Origin of the sequence: Cellulomonas xylanilytica, assembly GCF_007989805.1 — a bacterium.
Taxonomy (GTDB): Bacteria; Actinomycetota; Actinomycetes; order Actinomycetales; family Cellulomonadaceae; genus Cellulomonas; species Cellulomonas xylanilytica.
Map to the genome: position 1 here is coordinate 18,585 of NZ_BJUB01000015.1, position 16,476 is coordinate 35,060.

19 protein-coding genes and 1 tRNA gene are annotated in these 16,476 nt (G+C 73.7%); 6 read left to right on the forward strand and 14 right to left on the reverse strand.

Annotation, left to right across the window (positions count from 1 at the left end):
- The first annotated feature begins 117 nt into the window (after positions 1–117).
- Positions 118–1,344 carry a pyridoxal phosphate-dependent aminotransferase gene (locus CXY01_RS19240; RefSeq protein WP_146930977.1) on the forward strand — a complete coding sequence of 409 codons (1,227 nt, stop codon included), beginning with the start codon at positions 118–120 and terminating at the stop codon, positions 1,342–1,344.
- 15 nt (positions 1,345–1,359) lie between these two features.
- Here the strand turns inward: CXY01_RS19240 and CXY01_RS20965 are convergent, their stop codons facing one another.
- The gene (locus CXY01_RS20965) at positions 1,360–2,943 is read right to left on the reverse strand and encodes an OmpA family protein (protein WP_186813473.1); all 1,584 of its coding nucleotides are present in this window, start codon (positions 2,941–2,943) and stop codon (positions 1,360–1,362) included.
- Between the two features lie 183 nt (positions 2,944–3,126).
- Complete coding sequence (groL, locus tag CXY01_RS19250) at positions 3,127–4,752, reverse strand: chaperonin GroEL (protein ID WP_146930980.1); 1,626 nt, start codon at positions 4,750–4,752, stop codon at positions 3,127–3,129.
- Between the two features lie 267 nt (positions 4,753–5,019).
- Between groL and CXY01_RS19255 the strand changes: the two genes are divergently transcribed.
- Complete coding sequence (locus CXY01_RS19255; RefSeq protein WP_146930983.1) at positions 5,020–6,507, forward strand: glycoside hydrolase family 15 protein; 1,488 nt, start codon at positions 5,020–5,022, stop codon at positions 6,505–6,507.
- A 58-nt stretch (positions 6,508–6,565) separates the two neighbouring features.
- Here the strand turns inward: CXY01_RS19255 and CXY01_RS19260 are convergent, their stop codons facing one another.
- From CXY01_RS19260 to CXY01_RS19270, 3 genes are all read right to left on the reverse strand, one after another.
- The gene (locus tag CXY01_RS19260; RefSeq protein ID WP_146930986.1) at positions 6,566–6,769 is read right to left on the reverse strand and encodes a cold-shock protein; all 204 of its coding nucleotides are present in this window, start codon (positions 6,767–6,769) and stop codon (positions 6,566–6,568) included.
- Between the two features lie 101 nt (positions 6,770–6,870).
- The gene (locus CXY01_RS19265) at positions 6,871–7,467 is read right to left on the reverse strand and encodes a LytR C-terminal domain-containing protein (protein ID WP_146930989.1); all 597 of its coding nucleotides are present in this window, start codon (positions 7,465–7,467) and stop codon (positions 6,871–6,873) included.
- 106 nt (positions 7,468–7,573) lie between these two features.
- Positions 7,574–7,861, reverse strand: a complete 288-nt coding sequence (locus CXY01_RS19270; protein ID WP_246125502.1) for a DUF3263 domain-containing protein — start codon at positions 7,859–7,861, stop codon at positions 7,574–7,576.
- A 222-nt stretch (positions 7,862–8,083) separates the two neighbouring features.
- Between CXY01_RS19270 and CXY01_RS19275 the strand changes: the two genes are divergently transcribed.
- Both CXY01_RS19275 and CXY01_RS19280 read left to right on the forward strand, forming a co-directional pair.
- Entirely contained in the window at positions 8,084–8,761 is a 678-nt protein-coding gene (locus CXY01_RS19275; RefSeq protein ID WP_246125498.1) for a uracil-DNA glycosylase, read from the forward strand.
- 24 nt (positions 8,762–8,785) lie between these two features.
- Complete coding sequence (locus CXY01_RS19280; RefSeq protein WP_246125499.1) at positions 8,786–9,586, forward strand: SGNH/GDSL hydrolase family protein; 801 nt, start codon at positions 8,786–8,788, stop codon at positions 9,584–9,586.
- Positions 9,587–9,595: 9 nt separating this feature from the next.
- On the opposite strand, the gene CXY01_RS19285 is transcribed toward CXY01_RS19280, so the two are convergent.
- The 4 genes from CXY01_RS19285 to CXY01_RS19300 form a co-directional block, all read right to left on the reverse strand.
- Positions 9,596–10,414: a hypothetical protein gene (locus CXY01_RS19285; RefSeq protein ID WP_146930998.1), complete on the reverse strand. Its 819-nt coding sequence runs from the start codon at positions 10,412–10,414 to the stop codon at positions 9,596–9,598.
- The gene (locus CXY01_RS19290; RefSeq protein ID WP_146931001.1) at positions 10,411–10,944 is read right to left on the reverse strand and encodes a S24/S26 family peptidase; all 534 of its coding nucleotides are present in this window, start codon (positions 10,942–10,944) and stop codon (positions 10,411–10,413) included. The genes CXY01_RS19285 and CXY01_RS19290 overlap by 4 nt, the downstream gene beginning before the upstream one ends.
- 43 nt (positions 10,945–10,987) lie before the next feature.
- On the reverse strand, positions 10,988–11,395 hold the full coding sequence (locus tag CXY01_RS19295) for a hypothetical protein (RefSeq protein ID WP_146931004.1): 408 nt from the start codon (positions 11,393–11,395) through the stop codon (positions 10,988–10,990).
- A 242-nt stretch (positions 11,396–11,637) separates the two neighbouring features.
- On the reverse strand, positions 11,638–12,804 hold the full coding sequence (locus CXY01_RS19300; RefSeq protein ID WP_146931154.1) for a sensor histidine kinase: 1,167 nt from the start codon (positions 12,802–12,804) through the stop codon (positions 11,638–11,640).
- An 88-nt stretch (positions 12,805–12,892) separates the two neighbouring features.
- On the opposite strand from CXY01_RS19300, the gene CXY01_RS19305 reads away from it, so the two are divergent.
- Positions 12,893–13,564, forward strand: coding sequence for a response regulator (locus CXY01_RS19305; RefSeq protein WP_146931008.1), 672 nt, complete (start codon positions 12,893–12,895; stop codon positions 13,562–13,564).
- Positions 13,565–13,599: 35 nt separating this feature from the next.
- A complete protein-coding gene (locus tag CXY01_RS19310) occupies positions 13,600–14,199 on the forward strand; it encodes a pentapeptide repeat-containing protein (RefSeq protein WP_146931011.1) in 600 nt (199 codons plus the stop codon).
- A gap of 17 nt (positions 14,200–14,216) precedes the next feature.
- Here the strand turns inward: CXY01_RS19310 and CXY01_RS19315 are convergent.
- From CXY01_RS19315 to CXY01_RS20970, 5 genes are all read right to left on the reverse strand, one after another.
- Positions 14,217–14,293 (reverse strand) — tRNA-Thr (locus CXY01_RS19315).
- 56 nt (positions 14,294–14,349) lie between these two features.
- A complete protein-coding gene (locus CXY01_RS19320; protein WP_146931014.1) occupies positions 14,350–15,255 on the reverse strand; it encodes a DsbA family protein in 906 nt (301 codons plus the stop codon).
- 38 nt (positions 15,256–15,293) lie between these two features.
- Positions 15,294–15,791: a hypothetical protein gene (locus tag CXY01_RS19325; RefSeq protein WP_146931017.1), complete on the reverse strand. Its 498-nt coding sequence runs from the start codon at positions 15,789–15,791 to the stop codon at positions 15,294–15,296.
- 41 nt (positions 15,792–15,832) lie between these two features.
- Positions 15,833–16,249: a class-II aminoacyl-tRNA synthetase family protein gene (locus CXY01_RS19330; protein WP_146931020.1), complete on the reverse strand. Its 417-nt coding sequence runs from the start codon at positions 16,247–16,249 to the stop codon at positions 15,833–15,835.
- A complete protein-coding gene (locus CXY01_RS20970) occupies positions 16,246–16,416 on the reverse strand; it encodes a hypothetical protein (protein ID WP_186813474.1) in 171 nt (56 codons plus the stop codon). Before CXY01_RS20970 ends, CXY01_RS19330 begins: the two co-directional genes overlap by 4 nt.
- Positions 16,417–16,476: the final 60 nt, after the last annotated feature.

Below are 16,476 nucleotides of genomic sequence, written 5' to 3' on the forward strand. Positions count from 1 at the left end.
CCTGTGCCCATGGGTGTTGAACCTAGGGACGCGGTGTTTCGGGCAACCACCAGCCCGCGTAAACGGTCTGTTTCGCGTCGATCCCGGTTGCGTCACGGGGCCGGATACGCTCGACGGATGCCGCTGCGCCGTCCGCTGGACCAGTCGTCCAAGCTCAAGAACGTGCTCTACGAGATCCGCGGGTCCGCCCTGGACGAGGTGGTCCGCCTCGAGGCCGAGGGCCACACGATCCTGCGGCTGAACACGGGCAACCCCGCCGCGTTCGGCTTCGAGGCACCGCACCAGATCGTCCGCGACGTGATCGCCGCCATCCCGCACGCGCACGGGTACACGGACTCGCGCGGCATCCTGTCGGCCCGGCGCGCGGTGGTCACCCGATACGAGACGGAGCCGGGCTTCCCGGAGATCGACGTCGACGACGTCTACCTGGGCAACGGCGTCTCCGAGCTGATCACGATGGTCATGCAGGCGCTCCTCGACGAGGGCGACGAGGTGCTCATCCCGTCGCCCGACTACCCGCTGTGGACCGCCATGACGTCGCTGTCCGACGGCGTCCCGGTGCACTACCGGTGCGACGAGTCCGCCGGCTGGGAGCCCGACCTGGAGCACATCCGGTCGCTGGTCACGCCCCGCACCAAGGCGATCGTCGTCATCAACCCGAACAACCCGACCGGCGCCGTGTACTCACGCACGGTGCTGGAGGGGATCGCCGCGATCGCCCGCGAGCACAGCCTCCTGGTGCTCTCCGACGAGATCTACGACCGCATCCTGTTCGACGGCGCCCAGCACATCCCCATGGCCACCGTCGCCCCGGACCTGCTGTGCCTGACGTTCAACGGGCTGTCCAAGACGTACCGCGTGGCCGGCTACCGCTCCGGCTGGATGGTCGTCACGGGCCCCCGCGAGCACGCCACCGGCTTCCTCGAGGGCATCACGCTGCTGGCCTCCACCCGCCTGTGCCCCAACGTCCCCGCGCAGCACGCGGTGCAGGCCGCGCTCGGCGGGATCCAGAGCATCGACGCGCTGATCGCCCCCGGCGGACGGCTGCACGAGCAGCGCGACGTCGCCTACCGGGGGCTGACGTCGATCCCCGGCGTCGACTGCGTCCGCCCCGACGGCGCCCTCTACCTGTTCCCGCGCCTGGACCCGGACGTGCACGAGATCCACGACGACGCCCGCCTCGTCTACGACCTGCTGGTGAGCGAGCACATCCTGCTGGTCCAGGGCACCGGCTTCCACTGGCCCACCCCGGACCACCTGCGCATCGTCACGCTCCCCGAGGCGAGGGTGCTGGCGGAAGCGGTCGAACGGATGGGCAACTTCCTGTCCAGCTACCGGCAGTGAACCCGCCCGCCAGTCCTACGGAGCACCGGCCACCGGCACGTCGGTGATCCGGAACGGCTGGACGCGCAGGTCGACCGAGACGGACTCCGTGACCTCCTTCGCCTGCACCGGGGAGTCCACGACGACGGCATCCGCGCCCGGGTCGGGCCAGACCACGGTCACGAGGATGCTGCTGCCCTTCTCGGGCCCGTAGATCACGCGGTCGGACAGCGGGTCGCGCCGGTCCTCGGCCACCAGGTAGTCCACGGGGTAGAGCCGCAGGTCGCCGCGCAGCAGCGTCACGTTCGTCGCGGCCTGCTGCAGGCTCGCGTCGAACGACCCGCGGGCGTCCCACGCGCCCGTCGAGAACAGCGTGCCGGCGGCCTCGTCCGGTCCCGCCGTGTTGGTGACCTCGAGGCTGCCGACGAGGAACCTGCCGACCCGGCGCACCTCGCGGACCCGGACGTCGACCGGCACGCCGTTGCCCGAGTCGATGGTCACGGCGGCCTCCCCGGCCGCGGTCGGCCCGGTGGTCTCGGGCAGGGTCCCCGCCGGGGCCTGCGTGGTCGGGGCCACCTCGTCCTGCTCGGTGGTCAGCACCAGCTCGACGCGCCGGTTGGCGGCCCGCGCCTCGGGCGACGTCCCCGACACCGCCGGCTCGCCCTCCCCGCGTCCCTGCACCGACAGCTCGAACCCGCCCAGGTCGGCCAGCGACCCGAGCCGGTCCGCGACCGCCTGCGCCCGGCGCTCCGCGAGGCCCTGGTTGTACGCCTCGTCGGCGACGTCGTCCGTGTGCCCGACGACCGCGAGGGTCCCGCCGTCGTACGCGCCGACCTGCTGCGCGGCGGCAGCCAGGGCGGCGTCGGACTGCGGCCCCAGCTCGGCGGAGTCGACGTCGAAGAGCACGTCCGAGCCGATCGCCACCGTGACGGTCTGCGCCGTGCTCCGGGTGCGCACCTGGCCCCCGACCTGCTCGGTGTACGTGTCGAGCGCCACGACCGGCGCGGTCGCCACCGGGTCCTCCTCGATCTCGGAGGCCGGGACGGTGAGCACGCCCGCGTCCTGCGCGTCGACCACGGGGACCTCCTGCACGAGGCCACCGCCGCCGGGCAGGAGCACGTCGACGGTCGTGTCGTCCGGTGCCGCGAACGCGACGTACAGCACCTCGGTGTCGTCACCCGCGGCCTCGGCCGCCGCGTCCGTCGCGGGGCCGCCCACCGACCGCACCCAGGAGGCGACGACCTTGTCGCCCTCGGTGCGCGCGGGCAGCGCGACGGTCCCCTCGGTCAGGTCGACGAGGCGCACGCCGTTGGCACCCGGGGTGACGGAGACGAGCACGTCCCAGAGCTCGGTCTGCAGCGACGCCGCCTTCGGGCCGGCGATCCGCAGCACACCGACGTCGTCCGTCACGGCGACGGGGCCCACGTCGAGGGTCACCTCCTCGCCCCGGACGACCACGTCGGCCGTCACCGGCGCGACGTCCGCGTCGGCCGACGTCGCGCTGGCGGTGACCGTGCCCGACGGGCTCGGCGCGTCGTCCGGCGTGCACGCGACGCACGCGAGCACGGCGAGCGCGAGGGGCAGCGCGGTGCGGGCGGCCGTGCGGGCAGGGTGCGGCATGCAGGGCTCCTCGGGGATCGGCCCGTCCGTCGGCCGGGCACGTCGAGATGGTGCCATGTCGGCCGCTCGCCGCGCCGCGCTGTCCCGAGCGCGGGCACGCATCGCTCCCCGTCGGACAGCAGGACGGGCCGGCCACCCGAAGGTGACCGGCCCGTCCCGTGTGCTCAGCTCATCAGCTGCGGATCAGAACCCGCCGCCGAAGTCCTCGCCACCGCCGGGGCCGGCCGGGGCGGCCTTCTCCGGCTTGTCGGCCACGACGGCCTCGGTGGTGAGGAACAGCGCGGCGATGGACGCCGCGTTCTGCAGGGCGGAGCGCGTGACCTTCACCGGGTCGTTGACGCCCGCGGCGAGCAGGTCCTCGTACGTGTTGGTCGCGGCGTTGAGGCCGTGACCCACGGGGAGGTTGCGCACCTTCTCGGCGACGACGCCACCCTCGAGACCGGCGTTGATCGCGATCTGCTTGAGCGGGGCCTCGATCGCGAGCTTCACGATCGCGGCACCGGTCGCCTCGTCGCCCTCGAGCTTGAGGCCCTCGAACGCGGTCTTGCCGGCCTGGATGAGCGCCACGCCACCACCGGCGACGATGCCCTCCTCGACGGCCGCCTTGGCGTTGCGCACCGCGTCCTCGATGCGGTGCTTGCGCTCCTTGAGCTCGACCTCGGTGGCCGCGCCCGCCTTGATGACGGCGACGCCACCGGCGAGCTTGGCGAGGCGCTCCTGCAGCTTCTCGCGGTCGTAGTCCGAGTCCGAGTTCTCGATCTCGGCACGGATCTGCGTGACGCGGCCCTGGATCTGGGCGGCGTCGCCGGAGCCCTCGACGATGGTGGTCTCGTCCTTGGTGACGACGATCTTGCGCGCCGTGCCGAGGACCTCGAGGCCCACCGTGTCGAGCTTGAGACCGACGGTCTCGGAGACGACCTGGCCGCCGGTGAGGATGGCCATGTCCTGCAGCATCGCCTTGCGGCGGTCGCCGAAGCCGGGGGCCTTGACGGCGACCGACTTGAACAGGCCGCGGATCTTGTTGACGACGAGCGTGGCCAGGGCCTCGCCCTCGACGTCCTCGGCGACGATGAACAGCGGCTTGCCGGCCTGGATGACCTTCTCCAGCAGCGGCAGCAGGTCCTTGACGTTCGAGATCTTGGACTCGACGAGCAGGACGTACGCGTCCTCGAGGACGGCCTCCTGACGCTCCGGGTCGGTGACGAAGTACGCCGACAGGAAGCCCTTGTCGAAGCGCATGCCCTCGGTCAGCTCCAGCTCGAGGCCCAGCGCGCTGGACTCCTCGACCGTGATGACGCCTTCCTTGCCGACCTTGTCGAGCGCCTCGGCGATCAGGTCGCCGATCGCCTGGTCGCCGGCGGAGATGGCGGCCGTGGCGGCGATCTCCTCCTTGGTCTCGACGTCCTTCGCCTGCGCGAGCAGGGCGGCGGTGACGGCCTCGACGGCCTTCTCGATGCCCTTCTTCAGCGCGATCGGGTTGGCGCCGGCCGCGACGTTGCGCAGACCCTCGCGCACGAGCGCCTGGGCGAGCACGGTGGCGGTGGTGGTGCCGTCGCCCGCGACGTCGTCGGTCTTCTTGGCGACCTCCTTGACGAGCTCCGCACCGATCTTCTCGAAGGGGTCCTCGAGGTCGATCTCCTTGGCGATGGAGACGCCGTCGTTGGTGATCGTGGGGGCGCCCCACTTCTTGTCCAGGACGACGTTGCGGCCCTTCGGGCCGAGAGTGACCTTGACGGTGTCGGCGAGGATGTTGAGTCCCCGCTCGATGCCGCGGCGGGCCTCCTCGTTGAAGGCAATGATCTTGGCCATGGGGCTGTGATCCTTCACTGGGTTCGGGTCGGCCGAGGGTGCCCGCGACGGACGAGCACGTCGCCTGCGGTCTTGTCCCGCGTGCGACGGCCCTCACCGGACGGCCGTGGTGGTTCTGTCACTCTCCACCGGAGAGTGCTAAGACCAATGGTTAGCACTCGACCCCCGAGAGTGCAAGCAGCGTTCGCCCAGAGCGCGGCCCCGACCACCCCACCGGGAGGCCGGTAACCGGCCCGCACGCGAGCCGGACGCCGCTATCGTGCGCGTGTGCAGCACGACGAGGACGTCGACAACCACGGCCGCCACGCCGCGGGCCGGTCCGCGCGCCCGCACGCCAGCCGTCACGCGCACCGCCGACGCCGTGCGGGCGGCCTCGTCGCCACCGCGCTCGTCGCCGCCGGCACCACCCTGCTCGTCGCCACCGCACCCACGGGGGCGCTCGCCACCGACGCCCCCGCCGCGCCGGTCGCCCTCCCCGAGCCGGCCGCCCCGGCCTACGCGACCATCCCGCTGTACCTCGAGGGCCTCACCACGATGCCGGGCGGCCGGCGGGTGCCGCTCGCGGTCGGCACGGACGCCACCTTCCTGGCGGGCACGCACGTCGTCGACCCCGCGGCCTCGACCCTCGCGCGTGCGGTCGCCGGGTCGACGACGGACGAGGACGGCGCCAGCGTGACCGCCGCTGCCGCCGTGGCTGGCCAGCAGCGCGCCTGGCTCGCCGAGGGCACGGTCCCCGGCGCCGGCGGTCCGTACGAGGACATGGCGCGCGCCGCCCTGCTCGACCTGCACGCGCTCCAGCTGCCCGACGGCGCCGCGGTGGCCGCCTGGTCGGAGAAGTGGCGGTACGTGTGGCCGCGCGACGCCTCGTTCGTCGCCGTCGCGCTGGCGCGCACCGGGCACGTCGACGACGCCCTCGAGATCCTCGCCTTCCTCGACCGGGTCCAGTCGCCCGACGGCTCGTTCCAGGCGCGGTACCTGCCCGACGGCTCCGGCCCGCCCGACGGGAGGGGGGTGCAGACCGACGGGACCGGCTGGGCGATGTGGGCCTCCGGGCTCGTGCTCGCGGAGGTCGACGACCCCGACGAGCGGGCGGCGACCGCGGAGCAGCTGCTGCCCCTGGTGCAGCGGTCCGTGCGGCACGCGGTCGCCCTGGTCGGTGTCGACGGTCTGCCGCCCGCGTCCCCCGACTACTGGGAGGTGCCCGAGGACGCGCTGACGCTGGGCACGGTGGCTCCCCTGGTGGCCGGGCTGCAGCAGGCGTCGGTCGTCCTGGAGGCCGCGGGCGACCACGCGCTGGCCCGGTCGGCGTTCGACGCCTCGATCCGCTCCAAGGTCGGGACCATCCGCGCGTTCGGACCCACGGGGTTCGCGCGGTACGCGACCGGCGGCCACGCGGACGCCGCCAGCGCCTTCCTCATGCCGCCGTTCGTGACCAGCGCCGTGCCCGGGGTCGAGGACGCCTGGCGCGCGTCGGCGACGACGATGGTGCGCCCGGCGAACGGGCTCGCACCGGGCGCGGGGTGGCGCGACGACGGGGTCTCGTGGACGCCGCAGACCTCGCTCTACGCCTGGGTGGCGGCCGAGGACGGCGACGCGGAGCTGGCCGACGGGTGGCTCTCGTTCCTGGACACCCATCGCACCCCGTCCGGGTCGCTGCCCGAGAAGGTGCTCGCCGACGGGTCCCCCGCGGCGGTGGCGCCGCTCGGCTGGAGCGCCGCGTGCGTGCTGCTCGCGCTCGACGCCCTCGGCTCCTGACACGCCGACGGGCCGCACAGCACGCGGTGCACGGGGCGCCGCACGGCCCGTCGACGGGTCAGAGCGCGCGGACCTGCTCGGCCTGCGGCCCCTTGGTGCCCTGACCGACCTCGAACTCGACGTCCTGGCCCTCGTCGAGGGACCGGAAGCCGTCCGACTGGATGGCGCTGAAGTGCACGAAGAGGTCCTGGCCTCCCCCGACCGGGGTGATGAAGCCGTACCCCTTCTCCGCGTTGAACCACTTGACGATGCCCTGAGCCATGCGCGCTCCTCGACGTCCGGTGCCGAGCGCTCCGCCGGCGCCCGGTGCGCGGGAGCCTAGTGGCCCCGGTCCGGCCCTGACCAGGGCCGATACCGGTGTGCTCAGGCGTCCGGGTCGCTGACGAGCAGCACGGAGATCCCCGGCGTGGGGTCGTCCTGCTGCACGACCTCGGTCAGCCCGAGGGTCTGCGCCACGAGGTCGGCGGTCGGCCGCAGGTCCTCGGAGGTGTAGTAGACGGTCGAGTCGTCGGCCGTCGGCTCTGCGTTGCCCGTGGTCACCGCGCTGAACCCGGCGGCGGTGAGCTTCTCGGCCTGCGTCGCCGCCAGCCCGCCGACGCCGGCGGCGTTGAGGACCTCGACGGGGGTGCTGAGCACGGGGGTGGGGGCGGCAGGCTCCTCGTCGGCCGGGGTCTCCGGCTCGGTGGGCGCCTCGCCCTCGCCCTCGGTCGGGGTGTCCGACGGCACGTCCTCCTGCGCCGCCGGGGAGTCCGAGGTGCCGGGGAGCGTCGGGAGGGTGCCCTCGCGCGCCGCGAGGTTCACGAGCGTGAACGCGAGCACCGGCAGGAGCGCCAGGACGACCAGGTACTTCCACCACCTGCTCCACGCCGACCGGGGTGCGCGATGCACCCCGCGGGGGACGTCAGGGTTCGACGGGACGTCGAACTCGTCCTCGGGGTAGGGGTACTCCGCCTTGCTCACGCCGGACAGGCTAACGGCTCAGGTCGTGCGGACGGGTCCACCCGGGGCAGGAGGTGTGCCGTGTCACGTGCGAGGACGTCGACCGGGGACCGCCCACCCGGGGGGATCAGGCGTCCCCGAGCCGACGGGCCGTACGGGCGCGCTGGCGCGAGGAACGCATGCGCCGCAGCCGCTTGATGAGCATCGGGTCGTGCGCGAGGGCGGCCGGGTCGTCGATGAGGGCGTTGAGCACCTGGTAGTACCGGGTGGCCGACATGTCGAAGAGCTCGCGGATGGCCGACTCCTTGGCGCCCGCGTACTTCCACCACTGCCGCTCGAACGCGAGGACCTGCTCGTCGCGCTCCGAGAGGCCGGCGCCGGGGACGCTGCTGGGCTGCTCGTGCGATCCGATCATGATCGTCGCGGCGTCCATGCGTCCTCCTGCTCTCGTGGTGCTGTGCTCGTCCGTGCTCGTCCGACCCGGCTGCGCGGCCCCGGGTCGGGGACCGGCGGCGACCTCGGTCATCGTACGACCGTAATGACACGCGTGTCATTCCTGTCGGCGCGTCGTCCCCCGTGTGCCGCCGTGGCCCCGCCACAGGACGCGGGTCGCCCGGGGCTGGGTACTCTCACCCGCGTGACCGTCACCCCCCTGGACCAGCTCGTCGCCGCGGACTGGGCGGTCGCGCTCGCTCCGGTGGAGCCGCAGCTGCGCGCGGCGGGGCAGTTCCTGCGCGACGAGGTGGCCGCCGGACGCGGCTACCTGCCGGCCGGCGACGCGGTGCTCCGGGCGTTCCAGCGGCCCCTCGCCGACGTGCGCGTGCTCGTCGTCGGGCAGGACCCGTACCCCACCCCGGGCCACCCGATGGGGCTGTCGTTCTCGGTGCAGCCGGACGTCCGGCCGCTGCCCCGATCCCTGACCAACATCTTCACGGAGCTGGTGGCCGACGTCGGCGTGGCGCCGCCGCGGAACGGGGACCTGTCCCCCTGGGCGGACCAGGGCGTGATGCTGCTGAACAGGGTGCTGACCGTCCGGCCGGGCACGCCGGCGTCGCACCGCCGGCAGGGGTGGGAGGCGGTGACCGAGCGGGCCATCGCGGCTCTCGTCGAGCGCGGCGGACCGCTCGTCGCGGTGCTGTGGGGCCGGGACGCGCAGTCGCTCAAGCCGGCGCTCGGGCACGTGCCGACGGTCGAGAGCGTGCACCCGAGCCCGCTGTCCGCCAGCCGCGGCTTCTTCGGCTCCCGGCCGTTCTCGCGCGTGAACGAGCTCCTGGTGGCGCAGGGCGCGCAGCCGGTCGACTGGTCGCTCCCGTGAGCGTCGCAGGAGAGGATGTGGGTCGTGTCTGACGTCAAGGTGCCCCGCTGGTCCCGCTACGTCGCCATCGGCGACTCGTTCACGGAAGGCCTCTGGGACGACCCCGACGGCCGCGAGGCGCCGCAGCGCGGCTGGGCCGACCTGCTGGCCTCGCACCTGTCCGCCCGCCGGACCGCCGCGGGCGAGCCGCCGCTGGAGTACGCCAACCTGGCGATCCGCGGCCGGCTGCTGCGCCCGATCCTCGTCGACCAGGTCCCGGCGGCGCTCGACCTGGGGCCCGACCTGGTCAGCCTGGTCGGCGGCGGCAACGACCTGCTGCGGCCGGGGGCCGACGTCGACCGGATGGCGCGCAACCTCGAGGCCGGGGTGGTCCGGCTGCGCGAGGCCGGGGCCGACGTGCTGCTCGGCACGGGCGTCGACGCCGCAGACAGCCCGCTGGTGCGCGCGACGCGCAGCCGGGTCGGCATCTACAACGCGCTCATCTGGTCGATCGCCCGCCGGCACGGCGCGTACGTCGTGGACCTGTGGGGCATGCGCTCCCTGCGGGACTGGCGGATGTGGGCCGAGGACCGCATCCACCTGACCACCGACGGGCACGCCCGGGTGGCGCAGGGCGCGCTCGTCGGGCTCGGCCTCACCCCGGACGACCCCGCCTGGGACGACCCGCTGACGCCGCTGCCCCCGACGCCGCGGATGCAGCAGGCCCGGCAGGACGCCGCCTGGGTGCGCGAGCACGTCTACCCCTGGGCCACCCGGCGGCTGCGCGGCAGGTCGTCCGGCGACGACCGGGTGCCCAAGCGCCCCGAGCTGTCGCCGGTCGAGTGAGCCGCCCCGTCAGGGGCAGCTGATCAGGCCGGCGGAGGCCTGCGTCGCGGCGTAGCCGTGCACCTCGAACCCGCGGGGGGTGGCCGCCGACACCTGGTCGTAGCCGCCCCACGCGGTGGTGCCCCGCACGGTGACCGTCCGCGGGGACGCGGCGCAGCCGGACGTCGACACCAGCACGAGGCCGCCTTGGCCGTCGGTCAGCGTCCTGGCCAGGAACGGGAACCCCGGGTCGGAGAGGTTGATGGTGACCTGCCACGGCACGGGCGTGGCGGAGGTCGTGGTCACGGACACCGAGCGCAGGAAGTCGGTCGCCGTCGGGTAGCCCCACTCGGTGCCGAGGGTGACGGTCGCGGCACAGGTCACCGAGGGACTGCCCGGGACCGTGCACGAGAACGCCGGGAGCGGCACCGCGGCCGACGTCCACGTCGTCGGCACGCCCCAGGTCGCGACGGTCAGTGCGAGGCCGCTCGCCTGCGCGACGGGGTAGGACGGCACGGTGATCGTGGCGGTCGCGGCACCCGCCGGCAGCGTCGTGACGGTGTCCGTCGGGGCGAGGGCGGCGCCCGAGGCGGTGAACAGGCGCAGCGACGTCTGCTTCCCCCGGCAGGCGGCCGGGATGCTGCTGAGCACGACCTGCGTCGACGCACCGCCGGAGACCGCGCCCGGGGTCGCGGGCAGCGGCGTGCTCGTGCACCGCTCGAGGACGAAGGCCCCGAGCATCCGGGCGGAGAGCGGGAGCTGCGCGGCGGACGCGGGCGAGAGGGCGGCGACCGCCAGCAGCGTCAGCAGCGCGGCGGCCAGCGCGGCGAGGCGGGGACGTCCGCTCATGCCGCACCGTCCGGGTCCGGCTCGTCGTCGTCCTGCGGGGCCGGCCAGCAGAGGATGCCGGCGGCGACGAGCAGGAGGGACACCCACACGATCGGGCTGAGGAACAGCGAGCTGAGGGCACCGGCACCGCCGACGTGCACCCGGGCCACGCCCACCACCTCGTCGCCGCGCGGGGTCCAGGGGTCGGTGAACGCGTTGTTGTCGCCCTGCACCACCCAGCCCTCGTCGGCCGAGCCGCCGACGACCCGGTGGATGATGCGCACGCCGCCCATGTCCGCGGGCTGGTAGACGATCACGTCGCCCACCTCGGCGGGACCGCACCGCGAGATGACGAGGTCGCCGGTCCGGTAGGTGCCGTCCATGGAGTGCCCGGAGACGATCGTGAGGGTCGTGCACCCACCCAGGCTCGACGGCCACAGGAACCAGGCGCCGACGAGTGCCAGGAGGACGACGGCGACGGTCGGGAGCATGCCGAGCAGCCGGCGAGGACGTGCCTCGCCGGCTGGTCGTGCCTGGTCCAGGTCGCTCATGCGTCCACCGGCAGGCCGCCGAGGGGCGGCCTGCGCGTCGGGATCAGCCGGAGATGACGACCGCGAGCTTCGCCACCGCGGACGCGGGGACGACCGGCGAGACCGCCAGCGTGGTGGTCGCGGCGGCGGTCGCCGTGAGCTCGGCACCGAGGAGGTTGTCGCCCGTGTCGAGCAGGGACACCTTGACCGCCTTGCCGACGCAGCCGGCCTCGACGCCCGACAGGACGACCTGCGTGACCTTGTAGCCGACGGGCGCGGCCGTGGTGTAGCCGGTGGCGTAGGTCGCGGTGATGGGGGCCGTCTGGCAGGGCGCCACCACGGTCGTCGTGGCGCCGAGCGTGCTGCTCGACGCGTTGAGCTGGGCGGCGGCGGCCAGCGAGAGGCCGGCGATGCCGACGACGGCGAGGCCGATCGCGGCGGACTTGCGGGTGGTGGAGCGGGCCGAGGTCATGGGATCTCCTGCTGGGGACGAGGTGCGAGCCGGCGGCGGATCCCGCAGCGCTCGGGCGGACACCGTCACCGAGGAGCGGCCGGGGTCCGTGCTGGGGTGACGCTAGGTCGCGGCACGCCCGCCGTCGGACGGCCTCGGGGTGGCAGCACCCACCCCGCCCGACATGCCCAGTTCTTTCACCCAGCACATACAGGGCGCATCCGTCAAGTAGGACACGCGTCCAACAACGGGCCGCCCGCCGCCTACTGCAGGCCGGCCCCCAGCGGCAGCCACGCCTCGAGGTGCGCGCCCCGCTCCCGGCCCGGCGTCAGCGACAGCCGGCCGCCCGCGAGCGACAGCCGGGTCTCCAGCCGGGCCGTGCCCGACGGCGCCCCCGCGGAGGCCGGGACGTAGAGGTCGCCGTCGTTGCGCACGCTCACGTGCAGGACGCCGTCGACCAGGTCGAGCTCGACGGCGATCGACGAGGCGGGCCCGTGCTTGAGCGCGTTGGACACGGCCTCCTCCACCACCCGCACGGCCAGCAGCCGCTCGCTGATCGTCAGGGAGGACCCGGTCGGGTCGTCGACCGCACGGACCGCGTCGCTCACCGTCAGCCGGGTCGCGATGCTGGCGGGCAGGCGACCGAGCAGCGCACGCAGCGCCGGGACCAGACCCAGCTCGAGGCGGTCCGGGTACAGCAGCCGGCTCATCTGGCGCACGTCGATGTCGCGCGCCTCGTCCAGCTCCGTACGGACCCAGGCCAGGGACTCTGCGTCGGCGGCGTCCAGCCGGTCGGCGCGGTCGAGCACCTCGGCCAGCCGCGCGTCCACCAGGACCAGCTTCGACTGCAGCGTGCCGTGCAGCCCCTCGGCCACCGCGCGCCGCACCCGGATCTCCTCCTGCTCGAGCGCCTTGACCGCGAGCTCGACGTGGACGGCGTCGCGCGCGGCCGCACGGGTCCGCACGCGGGCCTTCTGCCGGGTGGCCAGCGCCCACATCCCGATCCCCGCCGACACGGCACCGAGCAGGAACCCGCTGAGCACCTCCGCGTCGCGCGTGGCCTCGGTGGGCTCGTCGTAGACGCCGAAGACGACCTGGGCGACGTACCGGGCCCCGCCCGCGGCGGCCGCGGCCCCGACCACGCACAGCACCTTGGTCCACCAGCGACGCGCCCGGTGCGCCTGGACCGCCGCGAGGACGCCGATGAGCACGACCACCGCGACCGCGTTGGCCAGCATCCGCGCGGCGAACGGCACGTACTGCCACGCGGGCACCAGGTTGGCGTAGACGTAGGTGGACTGCAGCGCGGCGCCCAGGCCGTAGCCGAGCGCGATGATCGCCGATCCCCGCAGCAGCGTCACCTGGTCCTGCCGGCTGTCCCGCCGGCGCTGCGCGACGACGGCAGCCGTGTCGGTCGACGACGACGACATCGTGCCCCCTGTACGCAGTCGAGTGACGTTCATGGTCCACCCGTGCGGGCCCGCGCATCGGACCCGCGCGCAGACGATACTGGCGGCGATGACAGATCCCACCACCGGTCCCCTCCGCGTCGCGGTCGTCGAGGACCAGCCGCTGTTCCGCTCGATGCTCGAGCACACCCTGTCCGGGACCACCGGCCTGCAGGTCGTCGCGGCCGTCGGCACGGTCACCGAGGCGGTGCGCGTGCTGCGCCCCGGGTCGGTCGACTGCGTGATCCTCGACATCGACCTGCCCGACGGGAACGGCATCGCGCTCGGCGTGACCCTGCGCCGTCGGACCCCCACGCTCGGCATCCTCCTGCTCTCCGCGCACGACGCCATGGACCTCCTGCTGGACCTCCCCGCGGACGTCGCGGCGGGCTGGGGCTACCTGTCCAAGACGTCGTCGACGAGCGAAGAGGTGCTGGTCAGCGCGGTGCGCGCGGCCGCCGTCGGCGAGACTGTGCTGGACCCGGCGCTGCTCGAGCGGATGACGCCGCGGGCGGGGTCCGCCGTCGCCCGGCTGACCGACCGGCAGTACGAGGTGCTCCGGCTGCTGGCCGCGGGCCTGTCGAACGCGGGCATCGGGGACCGCCTGGGCATCACCGAGAAGTCCGTGCAGAACCACGTCAACGGCATGTACGCGACGCTCGGGATCGACTCCGACCCGCAGCGCAACCCGCGCGTCAGCGCCGCCCTCCGGCTGCTCGAGGAGACCGGTCCGGCGGACTGACCCCCTCCGTCAGATTCACCCGCCATGATCGACGAATGACCACACCCCCGACCACCACGACCGTCCGCGGGGAGGACTGGTACGCCCGGGACCTGTCCGGCCAGGAGTTCCGCAACGTGGAGTTCGTGGACCTCGACCTGACCGAGACCTTCGGGGTGGGTGCCGTGTTCGAGGAGTGCGTGTTCCGGCACGCGAAGCTCAATGCGTCCGTGCACACCGACGCGGCGTTCACGAACTGCACGTTCACGCGGTCCACGTTCTTCGACGTGCGGTTCGAGCGGTGCAAGGCGATCGGCTCGCGCTTCGAGGACTGCACCTGGGACATCGCCAAGGTGGAGGGCGGCAACTGGTCGTTCGTCTCCCTGACCAAGGCGGACCTGCACTCCGCGTCGTTCACCGGCGTGCGCCTGCGCGAGGCCGACCTGACGGGGGTACGCGCCGTGGGCGGCACCCTGCGCGACTGCGACCTGGCCGGCGCGTGGCTGGACCGCGCCGACCTGACGGGGTGCGACCTGCGCGGCAGCGACCTCACGGGCATCGACCCCGCGACGGTCACCCTCGACCGCGCGATCATCACGCTGCCGCAGGCCGTGACGATCATCGAGGCGATGGGGCTGGACCTCCGGGTGGACTGACGCACCGGAGAGCCGGGTGGAGCCCCCTATCGGATTCGAACCGATGACCCCCTGTTTACAAGACAGGTGCTCTGGCCGACTGAGCTAAGGAGGCGGGCGGGCCCAGGATAACCGGGCGCCCCGTGCTGGGGCGCCCGGTCACCTCGGCGGTCAGGACTTGGCGGCGTCGACGGCCTGCTTGAGGGCGCCGGGGGTCTGCCAGTCGGTGAAGGGCTCACCGTTGATGAGCACGGTGGGCGTCGAGAACTCCGGCACGTCGGTGCCCGCCTGGGCGGTCGCGGCGGCGCTCCACGGGGCGAAGGTCCGCCACGTGCCCGCGGTGGACTCCTCGTCCTGCGTGGCGAAGGTGCCGTCCACCGTGTCGGTGAAGGTGTCCGTGACCTCGGCCGGGACCCCGAGGTCCTGCGCGATCTGGGCGATCTCGGCGTCGGAGCGGCCCGAGGTGCCCTCGGCGGGCTGGTCGTCGTACATCGCGGTGACGAAGTCGGTGAAGTGCTCCGGCGACTGGTCGGCGACGATCGCCGTGGCGTTGACCGCACGCGTCGAGTACGAGCTGCCCGCGGCCAGGCGGTCGAGGATCGAGACGGGGTGGTACGTGATGGTCACGCCACCCTCCTCGAGCATCGCGTCGAGGTCGGCGGAGTTGGTCTGGTCGAACTGGCCGCAGTACGGGCACATGTAGTCGAAGTAGACGGTGAGGTCGACGTCTCCCTCGCCGACGGTGCCGACGTCGTCCGCGCTTGTGCCGCTGACGGGGATGCCGCCCTTGTCGTTGGCGGGGGCCGGCGCGGTGACGTCGTCGAGCGACGGCGCGATCACGCCCTCGACGCCCTGGCCGTACGCGACGTTCGAGTTGGCGGCCTCGTTGGCCCTGTTCTGGTTCACGATGGAGAACGCGACGGCGACGAGCGCGGCGATGGCGACGACGAGACCGCTGATCGCGAGGATCCGGTTCCGCTTGGCCTTGCGCTCCTGCTCCTTGCGCATCTGCGCGGCCTTGGCGCGGGCCTCGTCGCGGCGGACCGCCTTGGTGGGACGTGGGTCGTTGGTGGGCATGCGAGGACTCCTGGGAGGTCGTGGGTCGGGGGTGGGCGTCAGGCCACGACCGGCGGACCCCGTCGCGCGATGCTGCCCGCGAGCACCCGCTCCGTCCACGCAGGGATGACGGCTGTCGCCAGGAGGGGGACGCGCGCGTCGACCGGGAGCGGCCGCACGGCGCGGACCGCACCGAGCAGGGCTCGTCCGGCGAGGAGCCGCACCTGCCGCGCCGCGCGCACGAGCAGGGCCGACAGGCCGACGCCGCACACGGTGAGCAGGAGGTACAGGGCGGCGACGGGGGCGGCCACGCTGAGCAGGACGACCGCACCCTGGGACATCGTGCCCAGCCCGTAGGCGCCCTCCGGGCAGTCCGCGGCGTCGCGCAGCACCGACAGGCGCAGCCCGAGCGGCCCGAGGACGCCCGCGGCGCTGACGCAGTCGTGCAGGAGCACGCGGCCCTGGGCGGCGACGACGGCAGCGAGCCCGGCGAACGCGACCGCGGCGACCAGCGACAGGCGCGGGGCAGCCCGGTGCGGCCCTCGTCGCGCGGTCATGCGGCACAGCGTAGGGCGCGGGGCTGTGGATCGGGGCACGCTCACGACGCCCTGGGGTGCCGGACCACCTCGACGTCGAACCCGAACGACCGCTTCCAGTCCTGCGCGAGCCGCCCGCCGGCCCGGCGCACGATGCCGCGCAGCCACCACTCGTCGGGGTCGATGCCCGGGAACGCGTGCTCGACGAGCAGCGGCTGGAACCGCGCGTCGATCGTCGCGACCCGGCGCCGGAACCCCGCCATCTCCGGGAATCCCGCGAGGCCCGGGTCGCGCATCGCGGCCTCGATCGTGGTGCGGGCCATCGCCTCGTTGCCGTACGCGAACTCGTCGCCGCGGTAGCCGCGCTCGCACTCGGCGACGAAGCTGGCCCAGCGGTCCAGCAGCTCGGCGGGGCTGTCGTCGCGCCAGACGCCGCGCGCGCGCACCACCGCGGTGAAGGCCTCCTCGAACGCCGTCACTTGGCGATCTCGCGCAGGAAGTACTCGTACCCCTCGTCGGGGCGGAAGTAGGCCACGATCACGTCGCCGCGGAACACCCCGAGCGCGCCGTTGCTGTGGTCGTAGCGGACCACGTCACCGTTGCTGCGGCGCCCCGCCACGACCTGTGCCTCTGCCTCTGCGGACATGTCTGCGCACCCTCCCCCCGGTCACCGGCCTTCACCCAAGAGGGTGAGCGCACGACACGC

What these genes read in the sequence shown, in the direction of transcription:
- CXY01_RS19270 (WP_246125502.1), bottom strand. Translation starts at nt 7,861, where the DNA reads ATGATCGGATCGCACGAGCAGCCCAGCAGCGTCCCCGGCGCCGGCCTC.
- CXY01_RS19310 (WP_146931011.1), top strand. Translation starts at nt 13,600, where the DNA reads ATGACCACACCCCCGACCACCACGACCGTCCGCGGGGAGGACTGGTAC.
- CXY01_RS19295 (WP_146931004.1), bottom strand. Translation starts at nt 11,395, where the DNA reads ATGACCTCGGCCCGCTCCACCACCCGCAAGTCCGCCGCGATCGGCCTC.
- CXY01_RS19320 (WP_146931014.1), bottom strand. Translation starts at nt 15,255, where the DNA reads ATGCCCACCAACGACCCACGTCCCACCAAGGCGGTCCGCCGCGACGAG.
- CXY01_RS19300 (WP_146931154.1), bottom strand. Translation starts at nt 12,804, where the DNA reads ATGTCGTCGTCGTCGACCGACACGGCTGCCGTCGTCGCGCAGCGCCGG.
- CXY01_RS19305 (WP_146931008.1), top strand. Translation starts at nt 12,893, where the DNA reads ATGACAGATCCCACCACCGGTCCCCTCCGCGTCGCGGTCGTCGAGGAC.
- CXY01_RS20970 (WP_186813474.1), bottom strand. Translation starts at nt 16,416, where the DNA reads ATGTCCGCAGAGGCAGAGGCACAGGTCGTGGCGGGGCGCCGCAGCAAC.
- CXY01_RS19240 (WP_146930977.1), top strand. Translation starts at nt 118, where the DNA reads ATGCCGCTGCGCCGTCCGCTGGACCAGTCGTCCAAGCTCAAGAACGTG.
- groL (WP_146930980.1), bottom strand. Translation starts at nt 4,752, where the DNA reads ATGGCCAAGATCATTGCCTTCAACGAGGAGGCCCGCCGCGGCATCGAG.
- CXY01_RS19260 (WP_146930986.1), bottom strand. Translation starts at nt 6,769, where the DNA reads ATGGCTCAGGGCATCGTCAAGTGGTTCAACGCGGAGAAGGGGTACGGC.
- CXY01_RS19285 (WP_146930998.1), bottom strand. Translation starts at nt 10,414, where the DNA reads ATGAGCGGACGTCCCCGCCTCGCCGCGCTGGCCGCCGCGCTGCTGACG.
- CXY01_RS20965 (WP_186813473.1), bottom strand. Translation starts at nt 2,943, where the DNA reads ATGCCGCACCCTGCCCGCACGGCCGCCCGCACCGCGCTGCCCCTCGCG.
- CXY01_RS19290 (WP_146931001.1), bottom strand. Translation starts at nt 10,944, where the DNA reads ATGAGCGACCTGGACCAGGCACGACCAGCCGGCGAGGCACGTCCTCGC.
- CXY01_RS19325 (WP_146931017.1), bottom strand. Translation starts at nt 15,791, where the DNA reads ATGACCGCGCGACGAGGGCCGCACCGGGCTGCCCCGCGCCTGTCGCTG.